Genomic DNA, 25,391 nt, shown 5'->3' on the forward strand with positions numbered 1-25,391 from the left:
TCCTCAGGCTACCGTGCTCCGGTGCTCACCCTCGTCGGCATCAACTGCGCGGCAATTGCCTTGGTCAGCCGCTTGTACGACTGCGACTCGGAATCGAGGAACCACGTCCGTGGCCCCGGCGCCGGCAATCCGGCCGCGGCCAACGCAGTGGAGCTCGGACGGTACGACGAACCCACCGGGATCTCGTCAACCACGTGCACGATATCCGGACGAGCGTCGAAAGCGATGCGCGAGAGGGCCTCTGCAAGCTCGGCAGAACGGAACTGCCGTCCCGGACGCCATGTCACGGCAGCGACCGCCAGCTGATGCGGCGCGTCACCGACTCCGTATGCAACGGCAAGATCCACCCGCGCCACACTCGACAACGCGTCGACGATCGGCTGGGTGAACACGGGACCGCGGAGCGTGGAAATGACCGTGTTCTTGTGGTCGATCAGCCAGTAGTCGCCGTCGGCGTCCCGGCGGAAGAGATTTTCGGTGGGAATCCACGAATCGCCGGCTTGGAAGAGACCTCGCATGGCTCCGCCCGAGAGATCGGCGGTGAATCCCGCGCGCCCGAGCAGCAATCCGACCTCGTCTTCGGCGCACTCACGGACAAATCCGTTTCCGTTCTCAAGGAGCCGACCACTCAGCGGGTCGTATGCCGCCAACCGCACCTGCGCGCTACCCGGCAGTGGGCGCCCCTTGGAACCAACTTTGGAGCCTGCAACATTGGCAAGAATCACGTCGCCTTCGGTCGACGCATAGAACTCGAGTACCTGCGCGGGGTCGAACGCCTCCGTTGTCCGCTTCCACAGACCATGGGGCATGCCCGAACCGATGAACAGGCGGACCGGATGACTACCGTCGATGAGAAGAAGATCCTCGTCGAGTATCTCGCGCATCATCGACCACGTGTAACTCACGACCGTCACGCCGTAGCGGTGGATTTCCTCGACGAACCTCGCGGGGTTCAGTCCACGTGAGAGCGCAATGCGTGAGCCACCGGCCATGGCACCACCGATGGTCGCGAGCAGACTCGACGAATGATGGAGTGGTGCAAGGCAGTACACGGTGTCACCGCGATCGAGATCTGCCGCCGTGGCCGTGCCGAAGGCCGACAGTGCCCACCGGTAGTTGGTGATCTGCTTGGCCTCGAGCACACCGCCGGATTCCGCAAAGATGATGAAGGCGAGTTCGCGGGCGACACCGGGATCCGGTCGGTACCACCCGGGCAGATTGACCTTCGTCGGATCGATTTGTTCGAGATCGATCACGTCGTGTGACGGATCCACCTCGAGGCCACGGGCATCGCCGCCGCCGAGCACCAGTACCGGCCGACCGGTAACCACTGCAGCATCGACGTTTTCCGGATCGGTGATGATCCGATCGACCGACCCCAGCTTGACCGCCGCCGTGATGTCGGAGCCTGGCGGAAGCATGACCGCGACGGCACCAAGTCGCGACAGGGCCGCGATGGCCGCGAGTGCGCTGGGGCGGGTCTCCATCAGGACACCGACATGCGCTGCCGGACGCACTCCCACGGAGATCAATCCACGCACGACATTGTCGATACGCGCGTTGACCGCTTCATAGGTGTGCACGCGATTGTCGAAGAGGAAGCACTCGCCGTTCGGCGCCTTTCGACGCTGCTCCGCCAGCAACTGGCTCAGCGAGATCTTGGTGTGCGGCTGAATCTGGTTGAGTCGAGCCAGACGTGGCAACGCTCGTGCCGCTTCTCCCGACAATTCGAAAGTGCCGCGCAACGCACCGGCGGCAAGGTCACTGATTCCCTTGGTGACTCCTGCACCTACTTCAGCGACCGAGGCGACGGTGTGGATGATCCGATTGCTGATCGACACACCGGTCTGGTCTTCGAGGTCGGCGCCGTAGACCATGTTCGCGATACGGTCCGGGAGGGGTCCACCCGTCTCGGTCCACTGCACGAATTCACCGGTGGTCGGCCAGGTGTGATTGGCCGCGGTGGAACCGACAACCAAACCGAAATGACCTGCACGCAAGGTAGATTCGTAGACCTTCGCCCGCGGAGCGGCTTGACTGATGCCTCGAACCGCTTGCGGCTGGCCGATGTCGTCGACCTCGCCGACGAATGCCAGGATGGGGCAGGTGATCTCGGCGAGCGAGACCAATTGATCCTTGATGACGAACCCACCGGTCATCATTCGGTTGTGCACGATGAACTGCTTGAGCAGTTCGGCTACCGCGGGCCCCGACCACGCGACCCAACCCTCGGTCGCGAGGAAGCGTCGTTGCTGCTCCCGCGGAAGCAACGCCTCACGGTCGTGCAGTTGAAGCAGAAAGTCGACGCGCATCTTCAGCGTCTTCACGGGATCGAGCAACTGGAACCCGGTACGGGCCATCCACCCGGTGACCGCCAGGCGATTGAAGACGTGATCGGCGAGGAAATCTGCACCCTTGGTTGCCAATCCCGCCGGGATGCCGAAGGGTAGCGCGGCGAGTGTGTCGACCGGACTGCCGAAGGTGATGACGCTGGCGATGTTTCGACTACGCCGATACGCGGCAGCCTGATAGGCGAACATGCCACCCTGCGAATAACCGGAGATGTGAACATCTTTTCCGGTGTGACGGTGGATGTGATCGACGATGTCGCTGAGAGCGATGATGTGATCGGCGAGGTTACGATCCCAACCGCCCTCTTCGGAGTCGGGCGAACCGAAATCGACGACCCAGGGATCAAGGCCCATCTCGTGCAGAATTCCCACAGCGCCCTGGTCACGGGTCACGTCGTACACGTTCGCCGACATCATCATCGGCGGGATCAGCAAGATCGGTGCGCCGACGGTTTCCGGGTCACTGTCCGGGAAGTAGCGCCGTAGCCGATACATCGCTGCGCGTTCGACGATCTCGAACGGCGACGTGGTCGCATCCGTTTCCAGCCCACCCAACCGGACGACCTCGAGGCCGTTTTGTGCTGTCGCAACCACCCGACGAATCGGGCCCAGCACAGACTTGGAATTCAATCCCACCATTTCACTCCCAAGTTACTCACCATGTGACGTCAGTCTCATTTTTCCCGCGCGCGACAAGCCTACTGACGGCGAATACGCGTACGCGGTCAGGGAGCAAATTCTGCTACCTGACCGCGTACGACCGAAGGACTACTGCCGAAAAGAGAGCGACAACACTCGTGACCGCGAGGTCACAGGGTCCATTCCCGCAGTGACTGCGCCACTGCTTTGACTCCGTCCAGCTGCTCGGCAACCCGCACCCCCGCAGTGCCGCCTCGCGCGTTGCGCGAAGCAATGGAACCCTCGACTGTCAGCACCTCACGAACAGCGGGTGTCAGCGCGCTGTCGACGCCGGCCAGTTCCTCGTCCGTGAGATCTTCGAGTCCGACGCCTCGCGCTTCGGCGACACGCACACACGCTCCAGCAGCCTCGTGTGCAACCCGGAACGGCACGCCCTGGCGCACCATCCACTCCGCGATGTCGGTGGCCAACGTGAACCCTGCCGGAGCAAGTTCCGCCATGCGTTCGGTGTGGAACTCGAGAGTCTGCACCAGGCCGGTGATGGCCGGGAGCAACATCTCCAGCTGCGCAACCGAGTCGAAGACCGGTTCCTTGTCCTCTTGCAGATCGCGGTTGTACGCCAGCGGCTGAGCCTTGAGCGTCGCCAGCAGGCCGGTGAGGTTACCGATCAAACGACCAGACTTACCGCGCGTGAGTTCCGAGACATCCGGATTCTTCTTCTGCGGCATGATCGACGAACCTGTCGACCACGCGTCGGCAAGCGTGATGTAGCCGAACTCCGGTGTGCTCCAGATGATGATCTCTTCCGCCATGCGTGAGAGATCGACACCGATCATCGCAAGCACGAACGCTGCCTCGGCCGCAAAATCACGCGAAGCGGTTGCGTCGATCGAGTTCTCGGCCGAGCTGTCGAACTTCAATTCCGCTGCAATGGCTTCGGGGTCGAGACCGAGCGAGGAACCGGCGAGTGCACCGGAACCGTACGGGGACACCGCAGCTCGTACGTCGAAGTCGCGAAGACGTTGCACGTCGCGCAACAACGGATGTGCGTGAGCGAGCAGGTGATGCGCCAACAGGACCGGCTGAGCCGCCTGCAGGTGCGTCTTGCCCGGCATCACGGCATCCGGATGGGCCCCGGCCTGAGTCGCCAAAGCATCGACCACGTCGAGAACGCCGGTGGAGATGCGGCGGACCGCATCCCGAAGCCACATGCGGAACAGCGTGGCCACCTGGTCGTTGCGCGAACGTCCAGCACGCAGGCGTCCGCCGACCTCAGGCCCGACACGCTCGATCAGACCGCGCTCGAGTGCGCCGTGTACGTCCTCGTCCGAATCACTCGGTCCGAAGGCGCCACTGGCAACATCTGCCGCCAGACGGTCGAGACCGTCGAGCATTGTTGCGAGGTCGGCTTCACTGAGCAGGCCTGCCTTGTTCAGCACACGCGCATGCGCCTGCGACGCCCGCACGTCGTACGGAGCGAGGACCCAGTCGAAGTGAGTCGACTTGCTCAGCGCCGCCATGGCAGCGGCCGGTCCGGACTCGAACCGCCCGCCCCACAGCGCACCTTCGTTGGTGCCGTGTTTTTGGGCGTCTCCGTCACCGTGAGCCGTCATGGCTCAGAGTCCCAGATCGCGCTTCGCGGCGACCTTCGACGACAGACCGTGGATCTCGACGAAGCCCTTCGATGCGGACTGGTCGAAGCTGTCGCCCTCGTCGTACGTCGCGAGGTTGAAGTCGTAGAGCGACTCCGGGCTGCGACGACCGTTGACGGTGATGGCTCCACCGTGCAGGAAGAGACGGATGTCGCCGGTAACGCGTTCCTGCGTCTTGTTGACGAACGTGTCCAGTGCGTCCTTGAGGGGCGAGAACCAGAGGCCGTCGTAGACCAGCTCGGACCAACGCTGCTCCATCTGACGCTTGTAGCGACCGAGTTCGCGTTCGAGGGTGACGTGCTCGAGTTCCTGGTGTGCCGTGATGAGAACCATCGCGCCGGGAGCTTCGTAGATCTCACGGCTCTTGATGCCCACGAGACGGTCCTCGACGACGTCGAGACGGCCGACGCCCTGAGCGCCTGCGCGCTTGTTCAGTTCCTGAATGGCTTCGAGAACCGACACCGGGCGGCCGTCGATGGCGACCGGGCGGCCCTTGTCGAAGCTGATGATGAGCTCGTCGGGTGCGTTCCAGTTGACCGTCGGGTCCTGGGTGTAGTCGTAGACGTCCTTCGTCGGCGCGTTCCACAGATCCTCGAGGAATCCGGTCTCGACGGCGCGGCCCCAGACGTTCTGGTCGATCGAGAACGGCGACTTCTTGGAGACGTTGATCGGGATGTTGTTCTCTTCGGCGAAGGCGATGGCCTTCTCGCGGGTCCAGGCGTAGTCGCGGACCGGTGCGATGACCTGCAGGTCGGGTGCGAGGGCGCCGAATCCGACCTCGAAGCGAACCTGGTCGTTGCCCTTACCGGTGCAACCGTGCGAGACGATGGTGCCGCCGTGCGAGCGTGCAGCTTCGACGATGTGCTTGACGATCAGCGGACGGCTGATGGCCGAGACGAGCGGGTAGCGGTCCATGTACAGGGCGTTGGCCGCGATGGTCGGCAGGCAGTATTCGTCCGCGAACTCGTCGCGGGCGTCGACGACAACGGATTCGACTGCGCCGCAGTCGATCGCGCGCTGACGCACGACCTCCATGTCCTCGCCACCCTGCCCCAGATCGATGGCGACGGCGACAACTTCAGCGCCCGTCTCCTTACCGATCCAACTGATGGCAACAGAAGTGTCCAGCCCGCCCGAGTAGGCGAGTACGACGCGATCGGCCATGGTTTTTGTGCTCCTTCGGTTGAAAATCTCTATCAAAGAATAAGGGGTCAGGCGAGCGATTCGATCATGGCCGCGAGTTCCGCTCCGGAAAGCGGTTCCCGGGCCACTACGAAGATGGTGTCATCTCCGGCGATCGTGCCCACGATGTCCGGCATCGAGGACCGATCCAGTGCGCTCGCGAGGTAGTGCGCGGCTCCCGGCGGTGTCCGGAGGATCGCCATGTTGCCGCTGAAATCGGTGGAGACCAACAACTCACCCAACAGCCGTGAGAGGCGGTCGGTACCGCCGGCCACACCGCGTACCGGGTTCCCGTCCTCCGGCACCACGTAAACACCGGCGCCGCCGTCGGCGGCACGCAGTTTCACCGCTCCCAGCTCTTCGAGGTCACGCGAGAGCGTCGCCTGCGTTGCTTCGATGCCCTCGGCACCGAGCAAGGCCGCCAGCTCCGTCTGACTTCGGACAGGGTGAGCCGCCAGAAGCGCGATGATGCGCGACTGGCGACCAGCCCGAGTGGGAGCGACGCTCACGCCGGGTCCAGTTGGGTTCGCTGTTCCAGCAGCCACACGAGCAATGCCTTCTGGGCGTGCAGACGGTTCTCCGCCTCGTCCCAGACAACACTCTGCGGCCCGTCGAGAACCTCGTCGGTGACTTCTTCGCCGCGATGCGCGGGCAGGCAGTGCAGGACGACGGCCTTCGGATCTGCCTTTGCGAGCAGCTCCTTGTTGATCTGGAACGGACGGAAAGGTCCGACCCGATCGAGTCCGTCGTTCTCCTGACCCATCGAGGTCCAGGTGTCGGTGACCAACGCGTCGGCGCCGACGACGCCGGCCTGCGGGTCCTGAGTCAGCGTGATGGTTGCACCGGTTTCCGCGGCGCGTGTGCGCGCCGCTGCCACTACCCAGTCCGCCGGTTCGAAACCCGCGGGACTTGCGATGGTGACGTCGATGCCTGCGGTGACTCCGCCGAGCATCAGCGAGTGAGCCATGTTGTTGGCGCCGTCGCCCAGGTAGGTCAGCTTCAGTCCCTTGAGCTCACCCTTCTGCTCGATCAGCGTTTGCAGATCGGCCAGAACCTGACAGGGATGAAATTCGTCGGACAACGCATTGACGATGGGAATCGTTGCACCCGTTGCCATTTGCTCCAAGCGCTTCTGGCCGAACGTGCGCCACACGACGGCGTCGACATAACGGGAGAGTACGCGTCCGGTGTCCGCCAACGTCTCTTCACGACCGAGTTGGGTACTGCGCCCGTCGACGACGACGGCGTGGCCGCCCATCTGCGCGATGCCCATCTCGAACGAGAAACGTGTACGCGTCGAGTTCTTCTCGAAGATGACACCGACTCCGCGGGGACCCTCGAGCGGACGCCGAGCGAACGGGTCCTTCTTGAGAATCGCTGCGAGTTCGAGAACTTCGGCCTGCTGCGCAGGAGTCAGATCGTCGTCCCTGAGAAAGTGTTTCACCACGGTAGTCACTTCTCCCCCGGCTGGTCAGCCGATAGTGCACTGTCGAAGATGGCAGGTAGTGCTGCCACGAAGGTTTCGGCCTGCTCGTCCGTGAGGATGAGCGGCGGCGCCAACCGGATCACTCCGGGTTGCGCTGCATTCACAAGGTACCCGGCTTCGCGCGCTGCGTTTTCCACCGCCGGCGCGACGTCCTCGGTCAGCACGACACCCAGCAACAGTCCTGATCCCCGTACGTAGTCGACCAACGGATGGCCCAGATCTTCGATGCCCGCCGAGATGGATTTACCCAAGCTGTCGGCGCGTGAGATCAGGTCTTCCGCTGCAATGGTTTTCAGCACGGCAAGTGCCGCCGCAGCACACACCGGATTGCCACCGAACGTCGTACCGTGCTTACCCGGTCCGAACAACTCGGCCGTTGCCCCGGTCGCGATGCAGGCGCCGATCGGCATTCCGCCACCGAGTCCCTTCGCGAGGGTGATGACGTCCGGCACGATGCCGACTGCCTGATGGGCGTAGAACCAGCCGGTCCGGCCGATGCCGGTCTGCACTTCGTCGAGCACGAGAAGTGCACCGCGCTCGGCGGTGATCCGCCGAGCCTCGACGAGGTATCCCTCGGGTGGCACCACGACGCCGCCCTCACCCATGATCGGTTCGAGGAACACAGCGGCGGTGTCGGAATCGACGGCCTGCTCGAGTGCCTCGACGTCGCCGTACGGCACGAACTCGACACCGGGGGGCATCGGTTCGAACGGCGCCCGCTTGGCCGGCTGACCCGTCAGAGCGAGTGCCCCCATCGTGCGACCGTGGAAGGAGCCTTCGGCTGCGATGATCTTCTTCCGGCCGGTGGCGCGAGCGAGCTTGAAGGCAGCCTCGTTCGCCTCGGTACCGGAGTTGCAGAAGAACGCGCGCCCGGTGACGTTGCCGAGATGAGCGAGCAACTGCTCCGCCAACTCGACGACCGGCTCGCTGGCGTACAGGTTGGAAACATGGCCGAGTGTCGACAACTGAGTAGTGACGGCTTCGACGACGGCCGGATGTCCGTGTCCGAGGATGTTGACCGCGATTCCGGCCAGGAAGTCGACGTACTGCTTGCCGTCGGCGTCGGTGAGTACGGCGCCGTCACCGCGGACGAGAGCAACCCGGGGTACGCCGTAATTGTTCATCAGCGAAGCGGACCAGCGCTGCTGCAGATCGATCGTGCTCATGAGATAGCTCCCTGCTGGGGACCGGCGACCGAGGAACCCGGCACGACCATCGTGCCGATTCCTTCACCGGTGAAAAGTTCGAGTAGGACTGAATGTTCGAGCCGACCGTCGATCACGTGCGCCGACGGCACACCTCCGCGCACCGCGCGAAGGCAGGCCTCCATCTTGGGCACCATGCCGGCGTCGAGACTCGGCAACAACTGGGCCAGGGCGTCGGTGTCGATTTCGGTGGCCAGTGAGGCTCGGTCCGGCCAATCGGTGTACAGGCCCTCGACGTCGGTGAGGACAACGAGCTTCTCGGCACCGATCGCCTCGGCCAGTGCTGCAGCAGCGGTATCGGCGTTGATGTTGTGGACGACACCGTCGGCGTCGGGTGCGATGGTCGAGACGACCGGAATACGTCCTGCCGCAATGAGATCGAGTACCGCGTCTGGGTTCACGGTGGTGACGTCCCCGACCAGCCCGATGTCGGTCTGCTCCCCCTCGACCGCAACAGTGCGTCGAGTAGCGGTGAACAGGTGCGCATCTTCACCGGAGATACCGACCGCGTAAGGACCGTGCGCGTTGATCAAGCCGACGAGTTCACGGCCGACCTGACCGAAAAGCACCATCCGCACGACGTCCATCACCTCGGGCGTCGTCACACGGAAACCACCGCGGAACTCACCCTTCATGCCAAGGCGTGCCAGCATCGCGTTGATCTGCGGGCCACCGCCGTGCACGACGACGGGATGGATGCCGACAGTCCGCAGGAACGCCATGTCGGCGGCAAATGCCGTTTTGAGCGTCTCGTCGATCATGGCGTTTCCGCCGTACTTGACCACGACCACCTTGTCTCGGAATCGCTGCAGCCACGGCAGCGCGTCGGCGAGGACATGCGCCTTCTGATGCTCGCTGATCACTGGATACGTCTCGGTCATGACGAATACGCCGAGTTCTCTTCGACGTAAGCATGCGAGAGGTCCGTGGTGCGAATGCTCACGGACTCGTTGCCGATTCCCAGATCGATGTCGAGTTCGATGTCGATCCCACTCAGGTCCACCTCACGCGCCCCCGGAGCACCGACGCCGTCGATGCAGACGGGACTCCCGTTGAAGGACACACTGATTCGATCGGGATCGAGCTCGATGGGAGCGATACCCACTGCGGCGAGAACGCGACCCCAATTGGGATCGGAACCGAAAAGCGCTGTCTTGACCAGGCTGTCGCGGGCGATGGTCCGGGCGCCGATCAACGCATCGGACTCGGACGCCGCGCCGCGAACCGTCACCTTGACCCGCTTGGTGACACCCTCGGCGTCTGCCATCAACTGATCCGCGAGATCATCACACACGGCCAGCACTGCGGCGTTCAGTTCGTCCTGCGTCGGCGTGACACCGCTGGCGCCGGAGGCCAACAGGAGCACTGTGTCGTTGGTGGACGTGGCGCCGTCGACGTCGAGGCGATCGAAGCTCAGGTGGGTGGCGGCGCGCAGAGCGGTATCGAGCTGATCCGCCGTTGCGACAGCATCGGTCGTGACGACGCACAGCATGGTGGCCAGCGCAGGCGCGAGCATGCCTGCGCCCTTGGCCATTCCGCCGACGTTCCATTTGTTCGCGTGGTGCAGCGACGCCTGCTTCGGCACGGTATCGGTGGTCATGATCGCGTATGCCGCGTCGGTGCCGCCGGAGATTCCGCCGGCCAGTTCGTGCACCACCTCGGTGACACCGGGGATCAGCTTGTCCATGGGCAAGCGGTCACCGATAAGTCCGGTCGAACAGACAGCGACCTCGATCGCGCCCGTCTCGGTGCCCCAATTACTCAGTGCCGAAGCAACTTCCTCGGCAGTCTTGTGTGCATCCTGGAATCCACCCGCGCCCGTGCAGGCGTTCGCGCCGCCCGAGTTGAGCACCACCGCGCGCAGCTTGCCCGTCGTCAGGACCTGCTGAGACCAGAGCACCGGAGCTGCCTTGACCTTGTTCAGGGTGAAGACGCCGGCAGCGGCCAGATCGGGTCCCTCGTTGAGCACCAATGCGAGGTCCGACTTGCCACTCTTCTTGATACCGGCAGCAATTCCGGCACCGCGGAATCCGGCAGGTGCGGTGACGCCCTGCGTGCGGAGCAGACGTCCCCCGGCGACGTGAACCACGTCTGCAACGGTCGCGTCAGGCTCGATTGCGTTGTCGATCTGCTGCGGATTGTCGGTGCTCACGGAGCTACTCCCACGGTAGAGAGACCTGCGGTCTCGGGTAGGCCAAGGGCGAGATTCATCGATTGCACCGCGCCACCGGCGGTGCCCTTGGTGAGATTGTCGATTGCCGAGATGACAACGAGCTGACCGGCGTCGGCGTCCACGGTGACCCCGATCTGTACGGCATTGGATCCGATCACGGCACCGGTCTGCGGGAAGACTCCGGCAGGCAGTACGTGGATGAACGGCTCGTCGTTGTATGCCTTTTCGTAGATTTCGCGCGCTTGCTCTTCGGTGGCCGTGGTGGCTGCCGTGCAGGTCGCGAGGATGCCGCGCGGCATGGGCGCGAGGACTGGAGTGAAGGAAACACTGATGTCCTTGCCGCCTGCGGCCGAAAGATTCTGAATGATCTCAGGGGTGTGGCGATGGACACCTCCGACACCGTACGCACGGACGGAGCCCATGACCTCGGAACCCAGCAGATCGGCCTTCGGCGCCCGGCCGGCGCCCGAAGTGCCACTGACCGCAACCACGTTCACGTGCGACTCCACGATCCCCGCGGCAACGGCGGGGGCCAGCGCGAGGCTCGCAGCCGTCGGGTAGCAGCCCGGAACGGCAATGCGGGTTGCGCCTACCAATTTCTCACGGGCACCGGGCAATTCAGGAAGACCGTATGGCCAGGTACCGGCATGAGTGCTCTTGTAGTACTTCTCCCAGGCTGCGGAATCCTGCAGCCGGAAGTCCGCGCCGCAGTCAATGATGACCGTCGACTCGGGCAGCAACTTGGCGTACTGAGCCGAATTTCCGTGTGGGAGACCGAGGAAGACGACGTCGTGACCCGAGAGGATCTCGACAGTGGTCTCTTCGAGTACCCGCGACGAGAGTGGAAGCAAGTGCGGATGATGCTCACCGAGCGTCGAACCGGCGTTGCCACCGGCGGTCAGCGAACCGATAACCAGGCTGCCGTCGACATAGGAGGGGTGCCCGAGAAGCAGACGCAGAACCTCACCACCGGCGTACCCACTGGCGCCGGCAACGGCGACTCTGATCGGCTTGCGTGCGTTCTCGGTCGTACCACCTTCAGTCATGTCACACAGTATGCATCATTGTGCATCGGAATGCATAATTACTTACCCATGGATCGCCGGATCCCCTCGAGCTTGGCCTTTGCGGCCTTCTGGCGCTCGTCCCACTGCTCGTCGACGGACTTTCCGGCAGGACTCTCGTGCGCCAGTTCGGACGAACCTATTGAAGTACCGAAGCGCCCCTCTATCTTCTCCCGAACGCGGTCGAAAGTGGGCACTCCCCCTTCGGTGTAGTCGGGTTCGGGAATTCTCGGATCGGTCGCAAGTACCACCGGGACGTCGATGATCTCGTCGACCTCCACAACGGTGTCGGGCAGTTCGACTTCTTCGGCGTCGGTGATCTCGTTCTCGTCCTCGACGCGGTTCGGCTCGAGGCTCGCGGCAGCGGTGTCCACCACGGAAAGAAGGACCGACAAACTCGGACGACGCTCGACCACTGCGCGGACGACCGCGAGGAAGTCCTTGTCGTCGAGTGCACTGGCGGCCTCGACTACCCGGTGCACGGACCCATCATGTTCGGACCCATCATTTCGTGACACTGTCAGTCCCTTCTCGAAAACGCCACGGACAATTCCGATCCTTCCACGACCGTCCGTCGAAGGGGTCAGCGTGACGCGAGATACGCGGCAAACGCTTCCTCGCTCGAGTATTCGGGGACGTATCCGAACTGTTCCTTGAGCCGCCGATTGTCGAGAACCGGTCGGTACTGGAGAAATCCGACGCGCTCCGGACCGTGTTCCGTTACGCCCAATCGCCGTCCGACGCGTAGAACGCCTCGCAACAACCATGCAGGAAGCGTCACCGTGCTCTTGCCCATCCGGGAAGCCAACTCGTCGACGGTCAACGAGCCGTCGCCCGCGACATTGAAGATGCCCACCTGGTTTCCGGTCACGGCCTCCGCAAAAGCGCCCGCGACATCGGTGTGCCAGACGAAGACGAAGGGGCTGTCGCTCCCGGCAACCTTGAGCAGCTTGCGGCGATCGAACAACGCGGTGATCTGATTGTCGACGCTCTCACCCAAGATCGTGCCGATCCGGAAGACAACCTGTTCCAACTCCGGGTGTTCGACGCGATATTCGGCGAGCATCTCTTCGACCAGGCGTTTGTGGCGACTGTATGTGAATTCGTCGTTGCCTCGGACAGGTACGTCCTCGGTGATCCACGGTGGGCTGTCGGAGTGGTAGCCGTACGCCGCTCCGGACGAAGACACGACGATCCGTCCAACCCCGTGTTCGACGCAGGCCGCGAGCACGTTTCGTGTCCCGTCGACGTCGACGCGGTATTCCTGCTCTGCTGTCGTGTTCTTGCCGGGATTCACGATGGACGCAAGGTGGATCACGACGTTCGGTCGGTACTGACCGAACACCCGCCCCAATTCTGTGGGGTCGCAGACGTCCGCCCTGACGCGGCGGATGCGATCGTCCGGCGTGTCCTTGACCGTGAGGTCGACACAGACGACGGTGATGCCCTGCGCGATCAGTGCGTCGATGACAGCGGTACCCAGGAACCCGTTTCCGCCCGTGACGAGTGCGACGGTCATGCCGGTACCGCCTTTCGGGCGCGTCGCTTGGACCAGATCGTCGCCAGAGCCAACCCGGCGATGATGTCCCAGATCCCCCACCAGCCGGCCACGACGGCCATGCCACCGAGACCGTCGAAGAACGTGAACACCAGGCCAAGCCCCAGCCCCGCATTGCGGATGCCGACCTCGAAAGAGACGGCGCGACGGCTGTATTCGTTCAACCCGGTGACGGCGCCGCAGAAGTATCCCAGTGCGAGGGCAACCGTGTCGTGCAGGAAGACCGCGAGCAGTACCACCCCGATGTAGTCGACGAAGTACGACGCATTCCTCGACACCCCCGCGACGATGAAGATCAACAACGCCACCAACGAACCGTTTTTCACCCAAGGCTGCGCTTTCGCGGCGATCTCCGGAAACCTTCGTGCCGCCCAGATGCCGAGAACGAACGGCACACCGATGATCAGGGCGATTTGCGCGACCATCTCGAGCGCATTCAGGTTCACGGACTGCAACAGAGCGTCGGTCTCCGGGCGTCGGCTCCCCCAGAACGCAAGATTGAGCGGCATGAGGAAGATCGCGAGGACGTTCGACACCGCCGTCATGGACACCGAGAGTGCGACGTCGCCGCCCGCCCGGTGAGTCAGGACGTTCGAGATGTTCCCTGGCGGGCAGCACGCCACCAGGATCATGCCGAGTGCTACCGACGGAGCCGGCGAGAGAATCAGCGTCAGGAGAAAAGTCACTGCCGGCAACAGCAGGAACTGCGCAGCAATACCCACCGCCATCGCCTTGGGTTTGGTGAGCGCACGACGAAAGTCGTCGACCGAGGTGTCGAGGGCGATCCCCAGCATGATCGCGGCCAGCACCACGTTGAGGATCATCAACGATCCCGGGTTGAAGTTGAGCACCACGTCGTCGATCGGCATCACTGTCCTCCCTTCGTCAGAGCGGCATCAAGCAGTCCGATGTGTCGCTTGATCGCCGATCGGTAGGCGTCCTTGTTCACGTAGTAGGCCATTCGTCCCAACTTCAGGTACTTGTATCCCCCGGACAGATCGGGAGGAGGACCGGCCGCCGCCGCCGAGAATTCCCGCGCCGCGGCGGGGGCTTCGGTACGTGCGGTGATCAATTTGGCCACCAACTCGGCCTGCTCGAAACGGCCCTGCCATCCGAGACCGGATGCTTCGACCATGCCGAGAACAAAGAGATTGTCGTGGCGGCGACTCGCGACGTTGAGGAACAGGTCCGGGGCAGCGCCCGACCAGTCCAAGTCCTCGCGCGCGATGAAGGGATAGTCGAGGTGATACCCCGTGGCGCAGAGAACGAGGTCGTAGTCGGCAGACGATCCGTCGACAAACCGCACCGTCCTCCCCTCGAACCGGTCGACGTCGGCGCGCACGTGCACATCACCGTGCCCGATGTGGTGCAGGATCAACGAGTTCACGACCGGATGCGATTCGTAGATCTTGTAGTCCGGTGCCGGAAATCCGAACCGCACCGGATCACCCGTGAACTGCTTGAGTACCAAGGTGTCGACGCGTTGTTTGATCCACGGCGGCAACGGCTTTCCCTGATTCAAGGTGTCCGAGGGTCGGCCGAACAGATACTTGGGGACGAAGTAGTAGCCTCGCCGAACGCTCAGGTCGACGCACCCGGCCTGGTGGACGGCATCGACGGCGATGTCGCATCCACTGTTGCCCGCCCCGATGACCAGTACCTTCTTCCCGCGGAAGATCTCGGCGCTGCGGTACTGGCTCGTGTGCATCAACGTGCCGGTGAAGTCGCCCCGGAAAGTCGGCATGTTCGGCTTCGACAGCGTTCCGTTCGCGATGATCACGCCTCGATACCGCGCGACTGTTGTCTCACCGCTGCGACTGCGCGTGGTGACCTGCCACAGCGAATCGACCGGCGAAACGTCGACGACGGTAATGCCGAAGGCAAAGTGCCTGCGAAGATCGTGAGTATCGGCGTAGTCGCGGAAATAATCGGCAAGTTCGACGTGGCTCGGGTAGTCGGCCACCGAATCAGCCATCGGGAACTCCGCGAATGCGGTGGTGCCCTTCGAAGAGATGAGGTGCGCCGACTCGTAGACGGTGCTGTGCGGGTTGTCGATGTCCCAGAGCCCACCGACGTCGTCGTGGCTCTCGAAGCCGTCGAACGCTATCCCGGCCCGATCGAGGTTTCGCGCGCCGGCCAATCCAGACGGGCCCGCTCCGATCAGCGCGTACTTCTCCTCTGTGATCATCCGTCGAGCGTCGCAGATAGTCCGAATCTTGCAGCAATATGCCGGATAATGACGTTATGAGTGCACCAGATGCCGGCAACGGCCGCAGGATAGATGAAATCGATCTGAGGATAATCAATGCTCTCCAGCTCGCACCGCGATCGAAGTGGCTTTCGTTGGCCGAACCACTCGAACTCGACGCCGCGACTCTCGCCCGTCGTTGGAATCGACTCTCCGAATCGTCGTTGGCCTGGGTCACGGTCACTCCAGGGCCACAGGTGCTGGGCAGCATCGTCACAGCGATCATCGAAATCGATTGCTCACCTGCTCTTCTCGACACCGTCGCGGCACGGCTGACTCGCTCGGCCCACGCCGTGACCATCGAAGCATCAACGGGCAGAGCAGATCTGCTCGTCACAGCCGGTACCGCGGATCTGGCGTCGATGTCGCGCTTCATCTCGGAAGACGTCGCAACGATCGACGGTGTACTGGCGACACGAACCTCGATCATCACACGCTGGTTCACCGAAGGTGGGCGATGGAGACTCAATGCGCTGGCACCGTCCGAGAAGGGTGTGCTGACCACCAGCGAAAACCGTCCTGCCGTGCGCGCTCGGCCGACCGGGATATCCGAACAGGATCGCAAGGTTCTGACGAAGCTCGCTTACGACGGGCGCACTCCCATGAAGGAGTTGGCCGACGCGATCGGTGTCAGTCCCGCTGCGTGCAAACGCCAGATCGACCGGCTCACGTCTTCGGGGTTGGTGGCGCTGCGGTGTGAATTCGCGCGGCCGCTGGCCGGCCTTCCCGTGCTCGCCACTTTGTGGTGCCGCGTCGAACCCGAGCTTCTCGATACGGCGGGACGAGTGCTGAGTCGGGCGTCGGAAGTTCGAAACTGCTTCGCTGTAGTCGGCCCCGACAACCTGGTGGTTCAGTTGTGGCTGCATTCTCCTGCAGAACTCGATGCATTCGAAACTCGTCTGCGCAAGGAGATTCCGGGTCTTTGCGTCACGGAACGATCCATCGTGCTGTATCTGCGCAAACTGCTCGGCCACGTGCTCGACCAGCAAGGGCGACGGACGGACACCGTTGCGCCAGATGTGTGGCTTTCCGATTCACCTCAGTCGAAAAGCCGATAACACGACAGAGCCCACGACCACCTGGGATGGACGTGGGCTCTGTGATCAGTTGAGGAAATCAGCCGCGCATCTGCGCACCGACGGCCTTGGAAGCCGCCTCCACTGCCGCATCACGCGCGGCACTGGCCTCGTCCTCGGTCAGCGTCCGGTCGACACCACGGAATCGCAACGCGAACGCGAGCGACTTGCGGCCTTCACCGACCTGCTCGCCCTCGAAGACGTCGAAGAGGCGAATGTCTTCGAGAAGTTCGCCGCCGCCGGAACGCAGAGCTTCCTGGACCTTCGCCGCAGGAATATCGCGATCGACAACAACCGCCACGTCCTGGAGCACTGCGGGGAAGGGCGAAATGCGCGGCGCCGGCAGGTTCTCGACCAACGGCAAAGCGTCGAGGTCGATCTCCAGTGCACAAGTGCGCGCAGGCAATCCCGCACGCTCGAGAACAGCCGGATGCAGTTCGCCCGCATGACCGACTACGTTGCCGTCAACGACAACCTCGGCGCAACGGCCGGGATGCCACGGCAGGTACTGCGCCGCACGCAGTTCCACCTCGACGCCTGCTGCAGCTGCAATGACCCGCACTGCTGCAAAAGTGTCCGAAGCCTCGGCCTGACGGCCAGGGCCCCAGGGGCCGCTCGGCTCACGCAAACCACTCAACACTGCAGCGATGTGCACGGGCTGAGCCGGCAACGACGCGATCAGGTTCGCGATCTGCTCGTCCGTCGGACGACGATCCACCGGCAATGCATCCACCGGCTTGGTGTCGGGGCCCGGCAGGACGACCTGTGCGATGCCGTACAGCGACAGATCACGCTGATCGCGAGAAGCGTTGCGAGCCAGGATCTCCAGCAGACCCGGGAGCAGCGTGGTCGCCAACTCCGGACGATCGGCTTCGAGCGGGTTGAGGACCTTGCTGGTGTTGCGGCGCGGATCATCCGCGTCGAGGCCCCAGACGTCGAAGACGTTCGTCGGCAGGAAGACCGGAGGAAGGACCTCGATGTAACCGGCGTGAGCCACGGCCTTCGAGACCGTGCGCTTTCGCCGCTGCGACGGAGTCAACCCACGTCCGGCCGGAGCGGCGGGAAGCACAGACGGGATCTGCTCGAGACCTTCGAGGCGAAGAACTTCCTCGACGAGGTCCGCAGGCTGCACCAGGTCCGGACGCCACGACGGCGGCGTCGCGACCAACTGGCCGTGTCCCTCTTCGCTGACGCCGACCTCGACGTTGCAGCCAACCTGGGTGAGGCGGCGAGCTGCGGTGCCGTTGGGGTACGTGACTCCGGCGACACGGTCGGGCAGGTCGATATCCATGCGAATGGCAGCGCGAGGGGCGACATCGCCCACGTCGGTCAGGACCGGTTCGATCCGTCCGCCGGCAATCTCGACCAGCAGAGCGGCTGCGCGGTCGACGGCCGCGAGCGGAATCGCCGGATCGACGACGCGCTCGAAACGCTTGCTCGCCTCACTCGGCAGCTTGTGCCGGCGCGCCGTCTTGAAGACTGCGAGCGGATCCCAAGTAGCTCCTTCGAGGAGGATGTCCGTCGTTGCCGTTCCCACCTCGGTGGTTGCGCCGCCCATGACGGCAGCCAGCGAGATGACTCCGGAATCGTCGGCGATGACAACGTCTTCGGGATCGAGCGTGCGTTCGACGTCGTCGAGCGTCGTCAGCTTCTCCCCCGCCTTGGCGCGACGGACCACCAGGTCGCCCTGCACGGTGGTCGCATCGAACGCGTGCAGAGGTTGGCCGAGTTCGAGCATCACGTAGTTGGTGACGTCGACGGCCGGCGAGATCGGGCGAACACCCGAGAGCAGAAGTCGACGCTGCAGCCACCACGGGCTCACTGCCTGCGGATCGATACCCGTGATCTTCCGCATCACGAAACGCGAAGCCTTGGACTCCGGTTCGAGGCGCACCGGCCAGGCTTCACCCTCAGCCGGGTGCGCGGGAACCGAAGCGGGATCGGCGTATTCGAGATCGAAGCCGCACGCGAGCTCTCGCGTGAGACCACGGACCGAGAAGCAGTAGCCACGGTCCGGGGTGATGTTCAGTTCGATGATCGTGTCACCGAGACCGAGCAACTCGTTGCCGTCGGCGCCGGGTTCGGCGGTACCAGGCTCGAGCACCAAGATGCCCGAATGGTCTTTGCCGATACCGAGTTCCGAGACGGAGCAGATCATGCCGTCGGACACCTGGCCGTACGTCTTGCGAGTGGCGATTTCGAATCCGCCGGGCAGCACTGCGCCGGGCAGCGCAACGACGACGAGGTCACCCTCGTTGAAATTGCGTGCGCCACAGACGATGCCGCGAGGCTCGGGTTCGCCGACCTCGACCTGGCAGAAGCGGATCGGCTTCTTGAACTCGGTCAGTTCGGTGATGGAGACGACCTTGCCGACGACCAACGGGCCGTCGATCGCCTCGAGTGTGTCGAGTTCCTCGACTTCGAGTCCCACCCGGACGAACCCGGCGTCCAGCTCTTCCGGTGTCACCTCCCAGTCCGGAGTTGCCCGCTGCAGGATCTCGGTCAGCCAGGATTGCGCTACTCGCACGTCTGCTCAGCTCTCTCGTTTGTCGATAAGTCTTTGTGAAGGTTCCGCGGACCGGATCGGTCAGCCTGCGACACCGAAGGGCAGCGTGAAACGCACGTCACCTTCGACGATGTCGCGCATGTCCGGGATACCGTTGCGGAACTGCAGGGTCCGCTCGAGGCCCATGCCGAATGCGAAACCCGAGTACTCGTCGGGATCGATACCGCTGGCGCGCAGAACGTTCGGGTTGACCATGCCGCAGCCGCCCCACTCGACCCAGCCTGCGCCGCCCTTCTTGTTCGCGAACCAGACGTCGACCTCGGCCGACGGTTCCGTGAACGGGAAGTAGTTGGGGCGCATACGGGTACGCGTCTCGGGGCCGAAAAGGGCGCGAGCGAACGCGTCGAGAGTTCCGCGCAGATTGGCCATGGTCAGGCCCTTGTCGACGGCCAGGCCCTCGACCTGCGAGAAGACAGGCGTGTGCGTCGCATCGAGTTCGTCGGTGCGGAACGTGCGGCCCGGGCACACCACGTAGATCGGCACCTCACGCGAGAGCATCGTGCGGACCTGCACCGGCGAGGTGTGGGTACGCAGCACCTGGCGCGAGTTCTCGGGTGCCAGGTGGAAGGTGTCCTGCATCGTACGGGCAGGGTGATCCGGCAAGAAGTTGAGCGCGTCGAAGTTGAAGTGCTCGGTCTCCACCTCCGGACCCTCGGCAACTTCCCAACCCATCGCGACGAATACGTCGGCGACCTGCTCGGAAATCAGGCTGATCGGGTGACGCGCCCCGGCGGGGTGGCGATCGGAAGGCAGAGTGACGTCGATTGCCTCGGCAACCAACACCGCGGCGTCACGCTCGGCGAGGAGGACCTCACGACGAGCGTCGTACGCGTTGTTGATCCGAGTGCGGAAGATGTTGACGCGCTTACCGGCGTCCGCCTTTTCCTTGCCCGGAAGGCTGCCGAGACCCCGGCGCGCGAGGGCGATCGGGGACTTGTCCCCCAGGTGCTCCACCTTGACGTGCGCCAGCGCGTCCAGGTCAGCGGCGTCCGCCAGCGCCTTCTCGGCGTTCTCAGCCGCAGCGGTCAACGCCTCTTCGGTGAGTACACTCGCGTCGACCTCCGGCGGTGTCGCGCCCTCATTTTTGGCCACGGCTGTGACGCTCCTGTCGCTTCTCGGTTTACTTCTCGTACTGCGTGCTTCTTGTACTGCTTACTTCTTGTACTGCGAGCGAGCTTTCGAACTCGCTCGAGCATTGTCTCTGCTCTTGTATTGTCTCAGGCTTCCGCAAATGGGATTCCGTGAGGTCTTCGCGTGCGTTTTCAGCCGTGATCGGTGGCGCGATTTTGCACCCGCGCGCTTGCGTACAGGCAAATTGCCGCCGCTGTCGCGAGGTTCAAGCTTTCGGCGCGGCCATGGATCGGAATCCTGACCCGATGATCAGCCTGCGCGGCGATCGCCGGATCGAGACCGTGCGCTTCGTTACCGAACAGCCAGGCCGTCGGCTTGCTCAGCAACTCGTCGGCCTCGTCGAGATCGACCTCGCCGTCAGCTGCAGTCGCGAGAATCTGAATGCCGGCTGCGCGAATCTGCTCGATCACCGACACTGTGTCTCGATCGCGGACGACTGGCAGGTGAAACAGGCTGCCCGCCGACGAACGAACGACCTTGCCGTTATGCGGATCGACGCTGTCGCCGGCGAGGATTGCCGCATCGGCACCCACTGCGTCGGCGATGCGAATGACGGTGCCCGCGTTACCTGGTTCGTTGACCTCGACCGGCACTGCGAGCAGGCGGGTCTCCTGATGGACGGCTGCGCTCAGCGGTACGCCCAGTAGATCGCTGACGGCAACGAGTCCGGGCGGCGTGACGGTATCGCTGAGAGCTTTGATGGCTCGATCGGTCACAAGTGCAACACGAACTCCAGCGGTCAGCGCCCGATCGATGACGTGCTGATAGCGCTCGGCTGCGTCCTCGGTGTAGAAGAGGTCGTGTACCGGGCGGGCCTCGCCATTCGAGAGTGCACCGTTCAACAGTTCGGTGACCGAGTTCTCGCCCTCGACGAGGAAACGTCCTGCTTTGCGTCGTTCTGCTGTGCGCAGGAGCTTGACAGCAGAAACGACCCGCGGAGTCCGCTCGGTGAGCGGGTCCACGGGCCGTTGCTGTGATGCGTGAATCAGGCTGCTTCTCCGGCAGGAGCGTTCACGTCAGCCGGCAGAGCGGCCTTCGCGAGTGCGACCAGGCCGGCAAAGGCCTCGGCATCGGAGACAGCGAGCTCGGCCAGGATCTTGCGGTCGACGTCGACCTCTGCCAGACGCAGGCCCTGGATGAGGCGGTTGTACGTGATGTCGTTTGCACGAGCTGCAGCGTTGATACGCGTGATCCACAGCTTGCGGAACTCGCCCTTGCGCGCACGACGGTCGCGGTACGCGTAGGTGAGCGAGTGGAGCTGCTGCTCCTTGGCCTTGGTGTACAGACGCGAACGCTGTCCACGGTAGCCGCTGGATGCAGCAAGAATTGAACGACGCTTCTTCTGGGCGTTGACCGCCCTCTTTACGCGTGCCACTTGAAAAATCCTGTCAATCTAGGGGCTGAAAGTACGGCCCCGGGTGGTCAGTAAGGGGGCGACTCAGATGCCGAGCATGCGCTTGATGCGCGGAGCGTCGTCAGGGCTGACAACAGCGACACCGTCGAGACGACGGGTAACCCTGCTGGACTTGTGCTCGAGAAGGTGGCGACGGCCGGCCTTCTGGCGCATGAGCTTTCCGCTGCCGGACACCTTGAATCGCTTCGAGGCGCCGCTGTGGCTCTTCATCTTGGGCATGGAGTCCTCAGTTCTTGTTACGTGGTGGATCTTGGGAAATCGACTAGCTGGCCGGAGCCTCGGGAGCGGCATCGCCGGTCGCCGGTGCTTCCGGAGCTGCTTCACTGGAAGCCGGTGCGGCCGGAGCCGGACGCGGAGCAGCCTGAGCCACTGGCGCCTGAGCGCTCTCCTGCGCCTTGACACGAGTCTTGGCGCCCTTGTGCGGTGCCAGGACCATCGTCATGTTTCGGCCGTCCTGCTTTGCCGAGGTTTCGACGAATCCGAGATCTGCGACGTCTGCTCCCAGACGCTGCAGAAGGCGGTAGCCGAGTTCGGGGCGTGACTGCTCACGTCCGCGGAACATGATCGTGACCTTGACCTTGGAACCGGCTTCGAGGAAGCGAACGACGTTGCGCTTCTTGGTCTCGTAGTCGTGGTCGTCGATCTTGGGTCGGAGCTTCTGCTCCTTGATGACCGTCAGCTGCTGGTTCTTACGTGACTCACGTGCCTTCTGTGCAGCCTCGTACTTGAACTTGCCGTAGTCCATGATCTTGCAGACCGGTGGACGGGCGTCAGGAGCTACCTCGACCAGGTCGAGGTCGGCCTCAAGGGCCAAGCGGAGTGCATCTTCAACACGCACGATGCCTACCTGTTCGCCGCCAGGTCCGACCAAACGAACCTCGGGAACGCGGATACGATCGTTGATGCGGGTCTCAGTGCTGATGGGGCCTCCTAGGTTGAACGGTGCGGTCTTCATGACCGCACGCAGCCCGTACCGCCCGCACCCCAACAAAAAAGCCCCGCTGTGATGATTGCTCATCCGCGGGGCCCGATGTCGACCGATCACATAAGATCCAGCTCACGCCGAAACCTATCTCCTCGACTGAGCGAGGAACCTGACGAAGAATGATCTCCGATAACAGGTGACCGGAACCACTGAACTGCAGTTTCACCTGCCGCGCAGAGGTGGGAGTCGGACTCCACTTGCTGCCCCCGAACAAGTCGGAGGCGGTCGTTGCAACAAGAGTAACAGGTCGCCACAGATGAAAGAAATCGGTGCCGCTCCCAGTGCTGCCGGGAGAGGCCCGATTCAACACCGTCACGGCCTGATGGAATCCTTACATCCATGAGTGAGAACTTCGAGGCAGAACAGAACACCGACGGCGCGAACCCCGACGTCCGCGAACTCTCCGAAGTTCCCGCGGTCGAGGTCATCAGCCGCGCTGCAGTGATGCTGATGAGTTCGGCTGCCGAAAAACTCGGCCTCTCCGACGCCGATCCGTCTTCCAGCCCCTACCTGGACCTCGACGAAGCGCGTCGCGTCATCACGGCACTTGCCGGACTCGTGACTGCGTCGGTCGAATACCTCGGCCCTCATGCCGGACCCATCCGTGAAGGCCTCCAAGCCCTGCAGCGCGCATTCCGTGAGGCGTCCTCGCACCCGGACGAGCCAGGAAAGGGACCGGGCGAGAAATTCACCGGTCCGGTCTACTGAGTTGGCAACCGCCAACAAGACTCAACCGACGCCCGAGGACGTCGACGCATTCATTTCACGCGTCGACGACCGCAAACGCGCCGACGCCGTGGAGCTGATCTCCCTGCTGTCGGCCGCAACCGGCGAGCCTGCTGTCATGTGGGGCTCGAGCATCATCGGATTCGGGGCACGGCACTACCGATATGCGAGTGGCCACGAAGGTGACACCCCACTGATCGGATTCTCCCCCAGGGCCACCGCGCTCACGTTGTACTTGTCGCTGAACTTCGACGACTACACCGACACGCTCGCTCGCCTCGGCAAGCACAAAATCGGCAAGGGCTGCCTGTACGTCAAACGGCTGAGCGACGTCGATATGACGGCCCTGACCGAACTGATCACGGATTCCGTTGCCGCAGCCCGCAACATGATCGACTGAGTCACTCACCTACGGGGAGAAACAGGCCGAGCGTCTTCGGGCGGTTGCCCGAAGACGGTCGAATCGCGTGGTGTGAAGTGATCGTTCGTCAGCGTGGCCCGACGCATTCGATCGAGTCGAAACCACCGCACCGCGTCGCGCTGGCGACACCAGCCGATGAGAAACCACTGCCCACGGTCCTGCGCCAGAATGTGCGGCTCAACTGCCCGCACCGTCTCCGCACCGTCCCCATCCACGTAGTGCAACGACACGACGCGACTCTGCTCGAGACCTTGCTCGACGGCCTGCCGGTTCGCGCGCGAATCCGTCAGAGCCCCGCCGTCACCGCGAATCCACACGCGGCCACCGAGCTCCGCGACCTTGCGACGACTCTCCTCGTCCATCACATCGAGCAGTTTCGCCAGCGCTGCTCGTCCATCCGGCGCAAACGGAGCATCACCCATCGCCGTCAAGGCCAACGCGATCGAAACTGCTTGCGGAACAGTGAAATTCACCGGCGGTAGCGTGGCGCGACCTACGAGTCGGTAACCACCCCCGGGGCCTGAGCGCGCTTCGATCGCCGCACCCGACATCATCAGCGTCTCGATATCCCTCTTGATCGTCCGGGTGGTGACACCGAATTCCTCGGACAATCGGGAGCACGTAGTCCCTCGATCGCCCTGTCGCCGAAGTTCCTCGACGAGAGCATGCAATCTCGCAGCTCGATTCACGTTCACCAGTGTCTCAGATTCCGATACCAAACGGTGACATAATTGGTGACACTCTGTTGTCACCAACCCGGGTGCACTGTGAGTACATGAAAACTCACATCGTTCTTGTTCCCGGATTCTGGCTCGGTTCATGGGCTTGGGATGCAGTACTCCCACACCTCGAACGTTCCGACACCCGCGTGACCAGCCTGACACTGCCCGGGCTCGACGCAGTAGACACAGATCGATCAGCGGTCACCTTCGACGCTCACGTCCGTGCAGTCGTCGACGCCGTATCGGACTCCGACGAGCGCACGGTCTTGGTCGTACACAGCGGCGCCGGCCCGGTGGGGTACGCCGTCACCGATCGCATCTCGGATCGCGTCGCTCGGATCGTCTACGTCGACTCGGGCCCCATGCCCGACGGCGCAGCGCTGCGACCGGATCTGGCTTCCGATGTCATCGAGATTCCGCTCCCCACGTGGGCAGAACTCGAAGCGGACGGCAGCAGCCTCGAAGGACTCGACGAGAAAGCTCTGGAGACGTTCCGCGCCAACGCGGTACCCGAACCGGCTGGGCCCGCGCGTGAGCCGATTGTCCTGACGAACGAAAAGCGCTACCAGGTGCCGTCAACCGTCGTTTGCAGCACCTTCCCCTCCGCGGTGATCGCCCAGATGGCCGACGGAGGTCATCCGATGGCCGCCGAACTGGCGAAACTCCCCGTGACGTACGTCGACCTCCCGACCGGCCATTGGCCGATGTGGTCGCGCCCCGAAGAGGTCGCCAACGTAATTCTCGAGGCCAGCACTTCCTGATCGACAAAGCAGTGATGCCGGGTCGATTCCG

The 25,391-nt window shown here is 63.4% G+C and carries 24 protein-coding genes; 4 read left to right on the forward strand and 20 right to left on the reverse strand.

Translation table 11 applies throughout. From position 1 onward, the window contains the following. Positions 1–8 precede the first annotated feature (8 nt). From RA302_RS15580 to RA302_RS15640, 13 genes are all read right to left on the reverse strand, one after another. Positions 9–2,990, reverse strand: coding sequence for an acyl-CoA synthetase (locus RA302_RS15580; RefSeq protein ID WP_021334041.1), 2,982 nt, complete (start codon positions 2,988–2,990; stop codon positions 9–11). Between the two features lie 170 nt (positions 2,991–3,160). Further along, positions 3,161–4,603, reverse strand: a complete 1,443-nt coding sequence (argH, locus tag RA302_RS15585; RefSeq protein WP_047270474.1) for an argininosuccinate lyase — start codon at positions 4,601–4,603, stop codon at positions 3,161–3,163. A 3-nt stretch (positions 4,604–4,606) separates the two neighbouring features. Next, entirely contained in the window at positions 4,607–5,806 is a 1,200-nt protein-coding gene (locus tag RA302_RS15590; RefSeq protein WP_007736221.1) for an argininosuccinate synthase, read from the reverse strand. A 47-nt stretch (positions 5,807–5,853) separates the two neighbouring features. Further along, on the reverse strand, positions 5,854–6,333 hold the full coding sequence (locus RA302_RS15595; protein ID WP_007736224.1) for an arginine repressor: 480 nt from the start codon (positions 6,331–6,333) through the stop codon (positions 5,854–5,856). Continuing rightward, positions 6,330–7,280, reverse strand: coding sequence for an ornithine carbamoyltransferase (gene argF, locus RA302_RS15600; protein ID WP_064689643.1), 951 nt, complete (start codon positions 7,278–7,280; stop codon positions 6,330–6,332). The genes RA302_RS15595 and argF overlap by 4 nt, the downstream gene beginning before the upstream one ends. Beyond that, a complete protein-coding gene (locus RA302_RS15605) occupies positions 7,277–8,476 on the reverse strand; it encodes an acetylornithine transaminase (protein ID WP_070160612.1) in 1,200 nt (399 codons plus the stop codon). The genes argF and RA302_RS15605 overlap by 4 nt, the downstream gene beginning before the upstream one ends. Next, positions 8,473–9,396, reverse strand: a complete 924-nt coding sequence (gene argB, locus RA302_RS15610; protein WP_007736229.1) for an acetylglutamate kinase — start codon at positions 9,394–9,396, stop codon at positions 8,473–8,475. Before argB ends, RA302_RS15605 begins: the two co-directional genes overlap by 4 nt. Continuing rightward, the gene (argJ, locus tag RA302_RS15615; protein ID WP_050656537.1) at positions 9,393–10,631 is read right to left on the reverse strand and encodes a bifunctional glutamate N-acetyltransferase/amino-acid acetyltransferase ArgJ; all 1,239 of its coding nucleotides are present in this window, start codon (positions 10,629–10,631) and stop codon (positions 9,393–9,395) included. Before argJ ends, argB begins: the two co-directional genes overlap by 4 nt. A gap of 32 nt (positions 10,632–10,663) precedes the next feature. Then, positions 10,664–11,734 carry an N-acetyl-gamma-glutamyl-phosphate reductase gene (gene argC / locus RA302_RS15620; protein WP_030536727.1) on the reverse strand — a complete coding sequence of 357 codons (1,071 nt, stop codon included), beginning with the start codon at positions 11,732–11,734 and terminating at the stop codon, positions 10,664–10,666. A gap of 38 nt (positions 11,735–11,772) precedes the next feature. Beyond that, complete coding sequence (locus tag RA302_RS15625) at positions 11,773–12,234, reverse strand: hypothetical protein (protein WP_338477292.1); 462 nt, start codon at positions 12,232–12,234, stop codon at positions 11,773–11,775. A 101-nt stretch (positions 12,235–12,335) separates the two neighbouring features. Continuing rightward, entirely contained in the window at positions 12,336–13,271 is a 936-nt protein-coding gene (locus RA302_RS15630; protein WP_058227020.1) for an SDR family oxidoreductase, read from the reverse strand. Continuing rightward, positions 13,268–14,179 carry a bile acid:sodium symporter family protein gene (locus RA302_RS15635; RefSeq protein ID WP_070160616.1) on the reverse strand — a complete coding sequence of 304 codons (912 nt, stop codon included), beginning with the start codon at positions 14,177–14,179 and terminating at the stop codon, positions 13,268–13,270. Before RA302_RS15635 ends, RA302_RS15630 begins: the two co-directional genes overlap by 4 nt. Next, on the reverse strand, positions 14,179–15,498 hold the full coding sequence (locus RA302_RS15640; protein WP_070160606.1) for an NAD(P)/FAD-dependent oxidoreductase: 1,320 nt from the start codon (positions 15,496–15,498) through the stop codon (positions 14,179–14,181). Before RA302_RS15640 ends, RA302_RS15635 begins: the two co-directional genes overlap by 1 nt. A 56-nt stretch (positions 15,499–15,554) precedes the next feature. Between RA302_RS15640 and RA302_RS15645 the strand changes: the two genes are divergently transcribed. Further along, complete coding sequence (locus RA302_RS15645) at positions 15,555–16,616, forward strand: Lrp/AsnC family transcriptional regulator (protein WP_054801331.1); 1,062 nt, start codon at positions 15,555–15,557, stop codon at positions 16,614–16,616. A 58-nt stretch (positions 16,617–16,674) separates the two neighbouring features. Here the strand turns inward: RA302_RS15645 and pheT are convergent, their stop codons facing one another. The 6 genes from pheT to infC form a co-directional block, all read right to left on the reverse strand. Next, a complete protein-coding gene (pheT, locus tag RA302_RS15650; protein WP_070160604.1) occupies positions 16,675–19,161 on the reverse strand; it encodes a phenylalanine--tRNA ligase subunit beta in 2,487 nt (828 codons plus the stop codon). Positions 19,162–19,221: 60 nt separating this feature from the next. Further along, a complete protein-coding gene (pheS, locus tag RA302_RS15655; RefSeq protein WP_042450484.1) occupies positions 19,222–20,292 on the reverse strand; it encodes a phenylalanine--tRNA ligase subunit alpha in 1,071 nt (356 codons plus the stop codon). A gap of 170 nt (positions 20,293–20,462) precedes the next feature. Then, positions 20,463–21,293: an RNA methyltransferase gene (locus RA302_RS15660; protein WP_070160601.1), complete on the reverse strand. Its 831-nt coding sequence runs from the start codon at positions 21,291–21,293 to the stop codon at positions 20,463–20,465. A 23-nt stretch (positions 21,294–21,316) separates the two neighbouring features. Next, on the reverse strand, positions 21,317–21,706 hold the full coding sequence (rplT, locus tag RA302_RS15665; protein WP_003944011.1) for a 50S ribosomal protein L20: 390 nt from the start codon (positions 21,704–21,706) through the stop codon (positions 21,317–21,319). 63 nt (positions 21,707–21,769) lie between these two features. Further along, the gene (gene rpmI, locus RA302_RS15670) at positions 21,770–21,964 is read right to left on the reverse strand and encodes a 50S ribosomal protein L35 (RefSeq protein ID WP_003944043.1); all 195 of its coding nucleotides are present in this window, start codon (positions 21,962–21,964) and stop codon (positions 21,770–21,772) included. Positions 21,965–22,007: 43 nt separating this feature from the next. Further along, entirely contained in the window at positions 22,008–22,700 is a 693-nt protein-coding gene (infC, locus tag RA302_RS15675; protein ID WP_003944008.1) for a translation initiation factor IF-3, read from the reverse strand. 369 nt (positions 22,701–23,069) lie between these two features. Here infC and RA302_RS15680 point away from each other — a divergent pair, with 369 nt between their 5' ends. Beyond that, the gene (locus tag RA302_RS15680) at positions 23,070–23,438 is read left to right on the forward strand and encodes a DUF1844 domain-containing protein (RefSeq protein WP_007736262.1); all 369 of its coding nucleotides are present in this window, start codon (positions 23,070–23,072) and stop codon (positions 23,436–23,438) included. Position 23,439: 1 nt separating this feature from the next. Continuing rightward, entirely contained in the window at positions 23,440–23,856 is a 417-nt protein-coding gene (locus RA302_RS15685; RefSeq protein WP_003944044.1) for a DUF1801 domain-containing protein, read from the forward strand. 5 nt (positions 23,857–23,861) lie between these two features. Here RA302_RS15685 and RA302_RS15690 read toward each other — a convergent pair whose 3' ends face one another. Further along, positions 23,862–24,572: a WYL domain-containing protein gene (locus RA302_RS15690; RefSeq protein WP_047270467.1), complete on the reverse strand. Its 711-nt coding sequence runs from the start codon at positions 24,570–24,572 to the stop codon at positions 23,862–23,864. An 80-nt stretch (positions 24,573–24,652) separates the two neighbouring features. On the opposite strand from RA302_RS15690, the gene RA302_RS15695 reads away from it, so the two are divergent. Beyond that, the gene (locus RA302_RS15695) at positions 24,653–25,360 is read left to right on the forward strand and encodes an alpha/beta hydrolase (protein ID WP_070160599.1); all 708 of its coding nucleotides are present in this window, start codon (positions 24,653–24,655) and stop codon (positions 25,358–25,360) included. Positions 25,361–25,391: the final 31 nt, after the last annotated feature.

The organism is Rhodococcus sp. DN22, from assembly GCF_036669995.1.
Taxonomy (GTDB): Bacteria; Actinomycetota; Actinomycetes; order Mycobacteriales; family Mycobacteriaceae; genus Rhodococcus_F; species Rhodococcus_F erythropolis.

Coding starts and splice junctions, on each gene's coding strand:
- RA302_RS15580 (WP_021334041.1), bottom strand. CDS start 2,990: ATGGTGGGATTGAATTCCAAGTCTGTGCTGGGCCCGATTCGTCGGGTG.
- RA302_RS15640 (WP_070160606.1), bottom strand. CDS start 15,498: ATGATCACAGAGGAGAAGTACGCGCTGATCGGAGCGGGCCCGTCTGGA.
- argH (WP_047270474.1), bottom strand. CDS start 4,603: ATGACGGCTCACGGTGACGGAGACGCCCAAAAACACGGCACCAACGAA.
- RA302_RS15645 (WP_054801331.1), top strand. CDS start 15,555: ATGAGTGCACCAGATGCCGGCAACGGCCGCAGGATAGATGAAATCGAT.
- rpmI (WP_003944043.1), bottom strand. CDS start 21,964: ATGCCCAAGATGAAGAGCCACAGCGGCGCCTCGAAGCGATTCAAGGTG.
- argC (WP_030536727.1), bottom strand. CDS start 11,734: ATGACTGAAGGTGGTACGACCGAGAACGCACGCAAGCCGATCAGAGTC.
- RA302_RS15680 (WP_007736262.1), top strand. CDS start 23,070: ATGAGTGAGAACTTCGAGGCAGAACAGAACACCGACGGCGCGAACCCC.
- RA302_RS15630 (WP_058227020.1), bottom strand. CDS start 13,271: ATGACCGTCGCACTCGTCACGGGCGGAAACGGGTTCCTGGGTACCGCT.
- RA302_RS15590 (WP_007736221.1), bottom strand. CDS start 5,806: ATGGCCGATCGCGTCGTACTCGCCTACTCGGGCGGGCTGGACACTTCT.
- RA302_RS15695 (WP_070160599.1), top strand. CDS start 24,653: ATGAAAACTCACATCGTTCTTGTTCCCGGATTCTGGCTCGGTTCATGG.
- RA302_RS15635 (WP_070160616.1), bottom strand. CDS start 14,179: ATGCCGATCGACGACGTGGTGCTCAACTTCAACCCGGGATCGTTGATG.
- argB (WP_007736229.1), bottom strand. CDS start 9,396: ATGACCGAGACGTATCCAGTGATCAGCGAGCATCAGAAGGCGCATGTC.
- RA302_RS15605 (WP_070160612.1), bottom strand. CDS start 8,476: ATGAGCACGATCGATCTGCAGCAGCGCTGGTCCGCTTCGCTGATGAAC.
- infC (WP_003944008.1), bottom strand. CDS start 22,700: ATGAAGACCGCACCGTTCAACCTAGGAGGCCCCATCAGCACTGAGACC.